8 protein-coding genes are annotated in these 11672 nt (G+C 60.2%); 3 read left to right on the top strand and 5 right to left on the bottom strand.

What is annotated here, in order from left to right:
• Positions 1-408: 408 nt before the first annotated feature.
• From AC0IW7_RS18935 to AC0IW7_RS18920, 4 genes are all read right to left on the bottom strand, one after another.
• Positions 409-2817 carry an EAL domain-containing protein gene (locus tag AC0IW7_RS18935; protein ID WP_471820048.1) on the bottom strand — a complete coding sequence of 803 codons (2409 nt, stop codon included), beginning with the start codon at positions 2815-2817 and terminating at the stop codon, positions 409-411.
• Between the two features lie 177 nt (positions 2818-2994).
• Positions 2995-4317: an NAD(P)/FAD-dependent oxidoreductase gene (locus AC0IW7_RS18930; protein WP_471820046.1), complete on the bottom strand. Its 1323-nt coding sequence runs from the start codon at positions 4315-4317 to the stop codon at positions 2995-2997.
• Between the two features lie 168 nt (positions 4318-4485).
• Positions 4486-5577: a polyamine ABC transporter substrate-binding protein gene (locus AC0IW7_RS18925; RefSeq protein ID WP_471820044.1), complete on the bottom strand. Its 1092-nt coding sequence runs from the start codon at positions 5575-5577 to the stop codon at positions 4486-4488.
• A gap of 39 nt (positions 5578-5616) precedes the next feature.
• Positions 5617-6975 carry a glutamine synthetase family protein gene (locus AC0IW7_RS18920; RefSeq protein WP_463551712.1) on the bottom strand — a complete coding sequence of 453 codons (1359 nt, stop codon included), beginning with the start codon at positions 6973-6975 and terminating at the stop codon, positions 5617-5619.
• Between the two features lie 212 nt (positions 6976-7187).
• Here AC0IW7_RS18920 and AC0IW7_RS18915 point away from each other — a divergent pair, with 212 nt between their 5' ends.
• Together AC0IW7_RS18915 and rfaH are read left to right on the top strand one after the other, a co-directional pair.
• Positions 7188-8072, top strand: coding sequence for a helix-turn-helix domain-containing protein (locus AC0IW7_RS18915; protein WP_471820042.1), 885 nt, complete (start codon positions 7188-7190; stop codon positions 8070-8072).
• A gap of 1396 nt (positions 8073-9468) precedes the next feature.
• Positions 9469-9972, top strand: a complete 504-nt coding sequence (rfaH, locus tag AC0IW7_RS18910) for a transcription/translation regulatory transformer protein RfaH (RefSeq protein ID WP_122492583.1) — start codon at positions 9469-9471, stop codon at positions 9970-9972.
• 201 nt (positions 9973-10173) lie between these two features.
• Here the strand turns inward: rfaH and AC0IW7_RS18905 are convergent, their stop codons facing one another.
• Positions 10174-10401: a hypothetical protein gene (locus AC0IW7_RS18905; protein ID WP_471820040.1), complete on the bottom strand. Its 228-nt coding sequence runs from the start codon at positions 10399-10401 to the stop codon at positions 10174-10176.
• A gap of 93 nt (positions 10402-10494) precedes the next feature.
• On the opposite strand from AC0IW7_RS18905, the gene AC0IW7_RS18900 reads away from it, so the two are divergent.
• Positions 10495-11655: an outer membrane beta-barrel protein gene (locus AC0IW7_RS18900; RefSeq protein WP_471820038.1), complete on the top strand. Its 1161-nt coding sequence runs from the start codon at positions 10495-10497 to the stop codon at positions 11653-11655.
• Positions 11656-11672 lie beyond the last annotated feature (17 nt).

The raw sequence follows: 11672 nt of genomic DNA, 5'->3' as shown, positions 1-11672 counted from the left end.
GGAACAAGATGGGGTGGGTGGAGGTTTTGAGGGGGTTGTGGGGTGAGGTGGCAAGGATTTGATACGGGGGGAATTTGGTGGGTTTGGTGAGGCGGTGCTTTGCTCCGCTTTGGGGGCTTTCGTTTGGCCGGGTGGTTTCGCTCCCCTCACTAGCCTGGATTCCCGCCTTCGCGGGAATGACGGTGGTAAACCTTAAGGCGGTCGTCACCCACACCTCCGTCATCCGCGCGCAGGCGGCGGTCCGACGATTCGGAACCCAGGCTTGCATGGCGCGCGCAACAGGCGCCCCAATAACGCCCTGAAATCAAAGCAAAGCACTCTTACCACACAGCCAAAAGCGTAAAGAAAACCTGCCACCCCGGCCTACTTTCGTTACGTCCACCACCCAAGCGCCCGCCTTCGCCCCGCTCAACCCGGCCTGGCGCCGGTACTCCACCTCACATGGGCATCAAACGGCATCGGCTTGGCAATCGCATACCCCTGCGCGTAATCCACGCCGACCTCGGCCAGTGCTTGCATGATTTCCGGCGTTTCGACGAATTCGGCGATGGTCAGCTTGCCCATGACGTGACCGATCTGGTTGATCGACTCGACCATCGCCCGGTCGATGGGGTCTTCAAGCATGTCTTTGACAAAGCTGCCGTCGATTTTCAGGTAGTCCACCGGCAAGTGTTTCAAGTAGCCAAACGACGACATGCCCGCGCCGAAATCGTCCAGAGAAAAGCGGCAGCCGAGGCTTTTCAGTTCGCGGATGAAATGGATGGCGCTGGCCAGGTTGGCGATGGCGCTGGTTTCGGTGATTTCAAAGCAGATTTGCTGCGCGGCGATGTTGAAGTGGCTGAGTTGCTCGCGCACAAAGCCGAGAAAAGCCTGGTCGCCAAAGGTCGGCCCCGACAGGTTGATGGCGCAGGTGGCGATCGGGTCGCTGTCCGGGCTGGCCTGACGTTGCGCCAACACGGAGAACGCGTGGCTGACGACCCAGCGGTCAATCAGTGGCATCAGGCCGTAGCGTTCGGCGGCAGGAATAAAGCGAATCGGCGGTACCAACTGGCCGTCTTCGTCGCGCAGGCGCACGAGTAATTCCAGATGCGCGCCGCTGCCCTGCTCGGCGGCGACCGGCGCGATCAGTTGGTAATACAGACAGAAGCGCCGTTCCTCCAAGGCTGCATGAATGCGCTGCACCCAGGCCATTTCGCCGAAGCGGTTGGACATTTCCGAATCATCGCTTTCGAACACCTGCACACGGTTACGGCCTTTTTCCTTGGCCATGTAGCACGCCATGTCGGCTGAGCGCAGCGCCTCGGCCAGCGTAATGTGTGACTGCGCCAGCATCACCAAGCCGATGCTCACGCCGATGTTGAAGTTGCGCCCGTCCCAGACGAATTGCAGGTCGTGCACCGTCATGCGCAGCAATTCGGCGATGCGCGCTGCCGGCGCGGCCGGGCAGTTTTGCAGAAGAATGCCGAACTCATCGCCACCCAGCCGCGCCAGGGTGTCGCCTTCGCGCAGGTGCTCTTGCAGCAACACGCACACTTGGCGCAACAACTGGTCGCCCGCCGCATGCCCGCAGGTATCGTTCACCACTTTGAATTGGTCGAGGTCGAGAAACATCAGCGCGTGCTGCCCCGCCTGGGTTTCCAGGCGCAGCAAGGCGCTTTCCAGGCGCTGCTCGAATTCGCGGCGGTTGGCCAGGCCGGTTAAGGCGTCGTGGGATGCCTGCCACGACAGGGTGTCGATGTACTGGCGTTCGCGGGTCATGTCGTGCAGCACCAGCACGGCGCCGGCAATGCGTCCGGCGATACGAATAGGCGCGCTGACCAACGCCACCGCCACCTTGCTGCCGTCCAGGCGCACCACTTGCTGGGCATGGGCGCTGCCACCGATTTCGCCGGTCAGAATGCGTTCCACCAGCGGCGTGTCGGCTTGCTGACAGTCGCTGTCTTGCAGGTGGAACAGCGTGCCCAAAGAGCGCCCGCGGGCGTGTTCGTTGCGGCACAAAATCAGGTCTTCGGCGGCCGGGTTCATGTATTCCAGGCAGCCGCGTTCGTCCGTGCGGATCACCGCATCGCCAATCGAGGCCAGGGTCGTTTGCGCCCGCTCCTTCTCGGTTTGCAGGGCCAGCTCGAAGGTTTCGCGCTGTTGCACCAGCTTCAACGTGCGCAGGGTCGCCAGCGCGATCAACACCGCAGCGGCCAGCACATTGGCGCCCAGCAGCAAGCGCTGAATAAAGCGCGACCCCTGGCCCAGGGTGTCGGAAAACGCCTTGGCCACCGGCGTGACTTGCAGGTTGATGGCGTAGATCTGCTCGTTCCAAGCCTGCACCTGTTCAGGCGTTGCGCTGCCGGTGCTGATGCTTTGGTGCATGCGCTCGCCGACGTCTTGCAGGGCCAGAATGAAACTGTCGCCGACCTGCCAATGGCCGATGGCGGTGCTCAGGTAGCTGAAATGGCGAAAGTCGCGGTACAGCCAGATCAGGCCGGGAATGTCTTGCGGGTGCGTACCGCCGCGCAGAAACCCTTCGTGGGCGGCGGGGTAGTCCGGGGTTGGCAGGTCCATGGCCAGGCGCGCGGCATGGTCGCCCAAGGGAATGGCAATGGCCGCCTGGAAGGCGCGGTAGTCGGCTTCGTCGCGGGTGTCGGCGTACAAGTGCAGGTAGGAAAAAGCGTCTTTCTGCCCCTTGGACCACAGGCTTTCGCCGGTCACATAAGCGCGTACCGACGACAACAAGTCCAGGCTGATCCCCGCCAGCGCGGCTTGCAGCACAACAATGGCGATAAAAGGCCACACCAACACGAACAGGCGACGTTTGTCCCGCATTCGAAGTGCCCCGCTCAATCCTTATGACGCGAAAGGCCTCGGAATCAATGCCCGGATCAATCCGTGCGTTTCCCTATTGCCGCTCGCCGGCCGGCCAGCTTTTGCAGCATAGAAGTAAACCGCAGAAGTTGCGCAAGGCCCGCGCACCGGGGCCTTGCGCTACGAAGGCGAGCGCCCTCAGATGCCGGCTATTTCCCGCAGCCGGTACCACGACATGCCCAGCGCCAAAAGCGGCGTGCGCAGCAGTTTGCCGCCCGGGAATTTCATGTGCGGCACTTGCGCGAACAGGTCGAAGCCGGTGCTGTCCTGACGACAGATGGCTTCAGCGAGCAGCCGACCGGCCAGGTGCGTGGTGTTCACGCCATGCCCGGAATAGGCCTGGGCGAAGTACACGTTGGTTTCGCCGCGCAAACGGCCGATCTGCGGCAAGCGGTTGGCACCAATGCCGATGGTGCCGCCCCAGGCGAAGTCGATGCGGGTGTCGGCCAGTTGCGGGAAGACGCGCAGCATTTTCGGGCGCATATACGCGGCGATGTCGTGGGGGTCGCGCCCCGAGTAATGGCAGGCGCCGCCAAACAACAGGCGACGATCGGCAGACAAGCGGAAGTAATCCAGCCCTACGCGCTGGTCGCACAGGGCGCGGTTGCCCGGAATCAACTGCTCGGCCTGGGCCTCGCTGAGCTGCTCGGTACCAATGATGTAACTGCCGGCGGGCAATACTTTGCCGCTGAGTTCCGGCACCAGCCCGGCCAGGTGAGCGTTGCCGGCCAACACCAGCGAGCTCGCGCGCACCAGCCCGGAGGCGGTGTGCACTTTCACTTTGGCGCCGTATTCGATGCGCTGCGCGGCGCTGTTTTCGAAAATGCGCACGCCCAATTTGTGGGCCACAGCCGCTTCGCCAAGTGCCAGGTTGAGCGGATGCAAATGGCCTGAGCCGCTGTCGATCATGCCGCCGACAAACACCTTCGAGTCGACCACACGTTCCATTTGGTCGGGCTCGATCAGCGTCAGCTCGTGGCCGTAACCCATGCGTTCGAGCGCCTGCTTGTCCTCGATAAACCCTTGGTAATGCTGCGGCGTGTTGGCGAGGTCGCAGTAGCCCCAGCGCAAGTCGCATTCGATGCCGTATTTGGCAACGCGCTGGCGAACGATTTCCACCGCTTCCAGCCCCAGTCGCTCCAGGGTGGCGACGCCGTCGGTGCCGATCTGGCTGGCGAATTTCGACAAGTCGTGGCCGACGCCACGAATCAATTGCCCGCCGTTGCGACCACTGGCGGCCCAGGCGATTTGCTTGGCTTCCAGTAGCACCACGGACAGGCCGCGTTCAGCCAATTCGATGGCCGTGTTCAACCCGCTGAAACCACCGCCGACGATGCACACATCGCAATCCAGCGCGCCAGTGAGCACCGGAAAGTCGATCTGTTTGTTGCGCGTGGCGTGGTAGTAGGAGGCGGTGTGGGCCGTGGGCGCGGCGCCAGGATTAGGGGAATTCAGCGTCATACAAAGACCTAAAGCTTGGAGGTTTGCACCTCTGGAAAACGATGGGACCGACCGGCGCAACCGACCCTTGTAGGAGCGGCTTCAGCCGCGATGCTTGTGATGTTCAAGAGCATCGCGGCTAAAGCCGCTCCCACAGGGGCAGGCGTGCAGTTCGAGCGCCGAGCGCTATTAGCGGGCGGACTTGTATTTGTTCCACGCACGGGTGGTCCAGCGCATGACGGCGGTGGTCCATTCGGACGATACGTAGAGCTTTTTCAAGACCTCGTCCGACGGGTAGATGGACGGGTTGTTGCGAATTTCCGGGTCCATCACCGCGTCGGCCGCCTGGTTGGCGTTGGCGTAGCCGACAAAGTCGCTGACTTTGCTGATCACGTCCGGCTTGAGCAGGTAGTTAATGTAGGCGTGCGCCTCGGCGATGTTCTTCGCGTCGGCGGGAATGGCCAACATGTCGAACCACAGGTTGGCGCCTTCTTTGGGCACCACGTAGGCGATGTCGATGCCGTTGCCGGCTTCCTTGGCTCGGCTCATGGCCTGGAAGGCGTCGCCCGAATAGGCGAAGGCCACGCAGATATTGCCGTTGGCCAGGTCCGCCACGTATTTCGAGGAATGGAAATAGGTGATGTACGGGCGAATGGCGTCGAGCTTTTTCTGCGCTTCTTTATAGTCTTCGAGGTTTTTGCTACGCGGGTCTTTGCCCATGTAGTTGAGCACCGAGGGGTAAACCTCGTCCGGCGAGTCCATCAACGACACGCCACAGGCTTGCAGCTTTTTGATGTTCTCCGGCTCGAACAGCACGGCCCAGGAATCGATGGTGTCGACGCCCAGCGCCTCTTTTACTTTCTTGACGTTAAAGGCGATGCCGTTGGTGCCCCACAGGTAGGGCACCGCGTATTTGTTGCCGGGATCGTTTTCTTGCAGACGTTCGAGCAAGGCGGGGCTGAGGTTTTTCCAGTTCGGCAGCAGACTTTTGTCCAACGGTTGAAACACGCCGGCGCGGATCTGACGGCTAAGGAAATGGTTGCTCGGTACGACGATGTCGTAACCGGTGCGCCCAGCCAGCAGCTTGCCTTCCAGGGTTTCGTTGGAGTCGAACACGTCGTACACCGGGTTGATGCCGGTCTCGGCCTCGAAGTCTTTCAAGGTGGTTTCGCCGATGTAGTCGGTCCAGTTGTAAACGTTCACCACGCCGCCGGCATACACGCCGCCGCTGAGCAGCAACACGCTGCTCGCCAACACTGTTTTGATCAGTGACTTGCTCATTCGCCTTCCTCTAGGGATGTCCCTTTCAGGTTTTTGTTTTTACACGCTCAGCAACAAGAACTCGCGCTCCCACGAGCTGATGACGCGTTTGTAGTTTTCGTGTTCCGCACGCTTCACCGCCACATACGCCGCCGGGAAACGCTGGCCCAGATACTCCTTGACCATGGTCGATTGCTCCATGCATTCCAGGGCTTGCTCCAGCGTCAGCGGCAAGCGCAGGTTGCGGCGCTCATAACCGCGACCGACCACCGGCTCGCTCGGGTTCAGACCTTCGACCATGCCGACATAACCGCACAGCAAGCTGGCAGCCAGGGCCAGGTACGGGTTGGCGTCAGCGCCTGGCAAACGGTTTTCCACGCGCATGTTTTGCGGATCAGATTCCGGTACACGCAGGCCCACGGTGCGGTTGTCTGCGCCCCACTCCACGTTCACTGGCGCCGAGGTGTCGGGCAGGAAGCGGCGGAACGAGTTCACGTTTGGCGCGAACAGCGGCAGGGTGTCGGGGATGTACTTTTGCAAGCCGCCGATGTGGCCGAGGAACAGCTCACTCATGCTGCCGTCTTCGTTGGCGAACACGCTTTTGCCGGTGGTCAGGTCGACCACGCTCTGGTGCAAATGCATGGCGCTGCCCGGCTCGCCGGTCATGGGTTTGGCCATGAACGTGGCGGCCACGTTATGGCGCAGCGCCGCTTCGCGCATGGTGCGTTTGAACACAAAAATCTGGTCCGCCAGATGCAACGCGTCACCGTGCCGGAAGTTGATTTCCATCTGCGCCGTGCCTTCCTCGTGAATCAACGTATCGAGGTCCAGCCCCTGCGCTTCGCACCAGTCGTACATGTCTTCAAACAGCGGATCGAATTCGTTGGTGGCTTCGATGGAATAGCTTTGGCGGCCGGTTTCCTGGCGACCGGAACGGCCCACTGGCGGCTTCAACGGATAGTCTGGATCGGGGCTGCGCTCGGTGAGATAGAACTCCATTTCCGGGGCAACGATGGGCTTCCAGTTTTTCGCGGTGTACAGCGCCAACACTTTCTTGAGGATGTTGCGCGGCGACAGGTCGATGGGGTTGCCCATCTTGTCGTAGGTGTCGTGAATCACCTGAGCCGTCGGCTCCAGCGCCCATGGCACCAGGAACACGGCGTTTTCGTCGGGGCGGCAATGCATGTCGATGTCGGCGGGGTCGAGCAGGTCGTAGTAGACGTCGTCGTCGACGAAGTCGCCGGTCACTGTCTGCAACAGCACACTCTCGGGCAGGCGCATGCCCTGCTCAGCGAGAAACTTGTTGGTGGGGGAAATCTTGCCGCGGGCGATGCCGGAAAGGTCGGAGACCAGGCACTCGACTTCGGTGACTTTATTGTTATTCAGCCAAGTTTTCAGCTGTTGCAGATCGCCTTTCATAAACCCTCAGGGGAGTTGTGCTTGAAGGCGCCGATTCTGCGCGGGGCGTTCGCGGGGCATCTATCCAGTTTGCGCAACGGTGGCTGCCACTTTTTGGCGCATGTGGCGTTTAGTCGCGAAACGGCGCACCTAAGCTCCGCGAACGGCTAAACCAACGCCTCGGCAAGCCCGGCCATAATCGGGCGCATAACAATCTGAAAACGTGACCCGCGATGGCGATCAAGGTCTTGCAAACTCTGGACGTCGACCAGCAAAGGACGGCCATCGACGGCTGGCAACAGCACTACGCCCAGATGTCGGCGGGGCGTTTCCACGGCCGCATCGTGCACGCCCAATGCAACGGCGTGGAAGCCTACGAGGAACGGATGAACACCCGCGTCGAGCAGCATTTTCATGCGCCCGACAACGCCCTGGTGTTCAGCTTCGACATGGCCGACGGCGCCCTGTACCTGCTCAACAGCGAAACCCAGAACACTTGGATAACCCCCGAGAACTACCGCGAAGTAGCGGTGGTGATCGACCTCGACTTGATGGGCCAACCGCCCTGCCCCAACAGCCTCGACGGCCTGCTGCTGACGCCGCTGAAATCGCAGCAAAGCCAGGTGTTCAGTTCGTGGCTGAGTTACGTGCTGAACAAACTTTCCGCCACGCCGGGCGCCAGTCTGGACGCCAACTTGTCGCGGCAGTTGGTGGACGACTGTTTATTCGTACTCGACTGCTCGTCGCGCTCGCTCGACCAATCTCGGCAACGGCGCCTGGCCGAAGACCGGCGCATCGTCGGCAAGGTATTCGAGTTGGCCAGCGCCTACCCGGAAGACAATTTCAACGTGCTGGAACTGGCGACCGCAGCCGGCGTGACCGTGCGCCAGTTACAGCATTCGTTCACCCAGTTCACCGGCATTACCCCTAGCGCCTGGCTGCGCCTGCGCCGGCTGAACGCCGCCCACCGCGACCTGGCCCGCGCCGCGCCAGAGGAAACGACGGTGGCAGAGGTGGCCATGCGCTGGTCGTTCTGGCACTTGGGACGGTTTTCGGAAGCGTATCGGGGCTTGTTTAACGAGATGCCTAAATGCACGTTGCAGCGGCGCTGGAGTTGATAGCCGCAGCGCTGGCCCGTAGGAGCCAGCTTGCTGGCGAATGGAATCGGCTGCGCCGATGCTGGTGATCTGCTTTTGCTTTGGCCTTTGATCTACCGGCCCCGTTCATCGCAGGCCGAGTGGAGTCGACGTGGAGGGGGTTGAGCGGCCGGGAGCCGCGAAAGGAACATCGGGCCATGGATGGCCCGTTGTGACGTGCCCCCGGAGCGGCGACGGATCGAGGGAAGTCGGAGCGCAGCGGAGACCCAAGGTAGGGGCTAGCGTTTTTGGTTACTTTTGGGTGGTCCGGCATACCGGCAATGACAAAAGTGACTCGCGCGTAAGGCGCGAAACAAAACGTTCAGCACACACGACAAAACAGAACGCCGCGATAGCACACGCAGCCACAAATCCGAAAAAACAAAAAACCCGCCGAAGCGGGTTTTTCTCAGACCATCCCAACATCCTGTCGGCAGCCACCTTGGCAATGGTCGATCGTCCCTGATCCTGAAGCACTCCCTGCGCTTCAGTGACGGTTCTAGATTAAGAAATCTCCTACATACATAAAAGGCGATATCGGAGCCGCTTCTTGTAAGCCTTTCGCTATAGCGCTATGGCCAATCACCTACTCCCTACCGATGCCGGAATAAACCGAGCGCTCGCTCGGGCTAAAAGTGGGCGTGCGGTTGGGCTTAGCAAACGCACCGCAACGCCTGTAGGACGGCCCTTTGCTGTTGCCCGGCAAACAGCAGGTCAACAAGCTGCACGGCCAACAGCCACGCATCTGGCGCAATCGGCGTATCGCGCGACTGATATACCGCCTAAAACCGTGCCAGCCGTCGCAAACCGTCCGTCTTGTCATCGTTTAGTAGCAGCCGACCCATTTACTGCACAGCAAGGGTGCAGGAATTCAAGCGGGGGCTGAGCCCGTGCGGGCTGGAGCGGTGACTTCGCCGTCATAAATCGACCGTTGATCGGACGACCGGCTGTCATATGCCGGGAACAAAGACGAAAAAATCAATCCAACGAAAGTCGAGTCTAACGCTGACGCGGCACGGGCTCAGAGGGACATTTCCGACGCGGAAAATGGCGAATTCCGCGAGGTGTAAGGGACTTAAGACAGCGAGATGGCAGGTTGCTACCGTCGGTGCAGACGGCTTATGCTCCGCGCCCCGCTAGCCGAGGGTAAATATTTTCTGAACTTTTGAGAGAAAATAAACCTAAGGAAATCAGCTAGAAATCTCCGCTAACCCGGAGCGCCATGAAAGCGACACATAGTGTCGATACCATGAACGTAGTGTGATGGCATATTTCGTGCTTCGTGTGAATTAGGGCCTGGTTCGAGTGCGTGGCAACAACCACACACCACTCCAGTTTTATCAGCCAGCTTGATTTCGCGAAGTGGAGTGAACGGTCTATGGAAAGACTTAGCACCACCCAGCCGGCCTGGTACCTCTTGCAATGCAAGGCGCGCCAAGACAGTCGCGCTGAGGAGAATTTGCTCCGGCAGAATTACGTGACCTTCCGGCCGCAGTGGGTGACCCAACGCGTGCTGCGTGGCAAGCGCCAGGATGTGCTTGAGTCACTGTTTCCCGGCTACCTATTCATCCAGTTGAGCCATGAGGACAACTGGTCTGCGCTGCGCTCCACGCGCGGAGTCAGTCGCATCGTTAATTTCAACCACGGCCCCGCCTCGGTGACCGATCAGGTCATTGAGCATTTGCGTGCGCGCTGCTCGGGGGAAATGCCCAGCCAGCTGTTCCAGCCGGGCGACAAGTTGCAAATCATCCAAGGGCCATTGAGCACGCTGGAAGGAGTCTTCCTGGCGATGGATGGCACGGAACGCGTGATGATCCTGTTGCAGTTGTTGAGTCGTGAACAGCCCGTTCGCGTGCCCTTGAGTCATATCAAGAGCGCGTAGAGAGGCCCGTAATAACAGTCGTATTGAATGCTCCAGCTGAACCGGCCATCGATGTGGCCGGCCACCCGTAGTGCTCGAGCAGTTTTAACCACATCAGCTAGCCGCGTTATCAAGGACCATACGTGCAACCTTGGGGCGGTAGCGTGGAAAAACGATCACTTTTCATCCCGCTGGCGACCTTTGCCAGCCCGTTACAAAGGACTACTTCATGCGTGCCATTTCTGCCTGTGCCCTTGTGTTGCTTGCTTTGACTGCTGGCGTTGCGAACGCCGCCGAAACTGTGCGCTCTTCCGCAGTTTTGATCGCCGCCGACGACACCAATTCCAGCGCCAATGACGGCGCAACAGGCGCGCCAAGCGGCGGCAACGCAGGCACCGGCAGCACAGCGAAAACCGCAAGTCCGAGCTGAGCAAATGTTGATGAAACCATTTGCTATCGCCGCGCACTAAGCGAAGCGGCACAGCTCACCCGCTTACCCCTGACGCGCGCCCTGCCGCAGGCATGAACAAGCAAGGACTTCGCATGAAATCGATCCGTCGGCTCGCCATTACGCTTGCAGCCCCGACCGTAATTCCCGCCTCGGCTTGGGCATTGGAACCGCAGAGTGTCGACGTATTCGGCCTGCAGTTCACCCCGACCCTGACGATGAAAGAAAGCTACGACGACAACTTCCGCGAGCTCGAACATCACGAAGAGTCGTCGTGGATCACCACTATCAAACCGGCTTTCGAGTTGCTGGCTGAAGACCGCAACAGCGCTTATCGCCTGACCTACGAAGCCGACAGCGACATTTACCACGACGCCTCCGATGCCAGTAACACCGACCACAAGGTGCTGCTCGAAAGCATCATGGAATTCACTTCCAGCCACCGCCTGAAGCTGGAAGCCGGTTACGACAAAATCGAGGAAACCGGTGACACCGCCGTCGCCGATGAAAACGACAAGTACCACTCCACCCACGTGGGCGGCCTGTACACCTTCGGTTCGAAAACCGCCGATAACCGCCTCGACTTCGGCGCCAACTACGAAGAGCTGCGCTACGACAACAGCGGCGACATCAACGCCGATGAAGAGCGCGACACCACGGCGTTCAACACCGTGTGGTACCACCGTCTCGGCGGCTCGACCAACTCGTTGGTTGAGTACCGCCACTACGACTACGACTACGTACAAAAGAACAGCCCCCGCAACAGCACCAACGACGCCGTACTGGTCGGTGGCGTGTGGGAAGCCACGGCGAAAACCACCGGCAAAATGCGCGTGGGTTATGAGAAGAAGAACTTCGATGACAGCAGCCGCGACGACCTGACCAGCCCCATGTGGGAAATCGGTGTTGACTGGAGCCCGCGTACTTACTCCACGTTCAGCCTGACCACTCGCCGCGCCTTCGACGAAGGTGACGACGGTTCCGACGCGATCAAGAACACCAGCACCGCGCTGGCCTGGGCGCACGGTTGGACCGAGCGCATCACCTCGACCGTGCAGTACGAGTTCGGCACTAAAGACTACGAAGGCCAGAACCGTTCCGATGACCTGCAAGTGATCGGTTTCAACCTCAACTACAAGATGCGTCGCTGGTTGGATATCGGCGTGGGCTACAGCCACCGTGACAACGATTCCGACGCGGCCGAGCAAAGCTTTAAACGCAACGTGTACATGGTCAGCCTGACCGGCAGCCTTTGAGCCATACCACTTTGAGC

This window comes from Pseudomonas sp. AC229 (genome assembly GCF_979254655.1).
The sequence above is the reverse complement of the archived record's forward strand: the minus strand, read 5'-3'. Positions and strand labels throughout refer to the sequence as shown.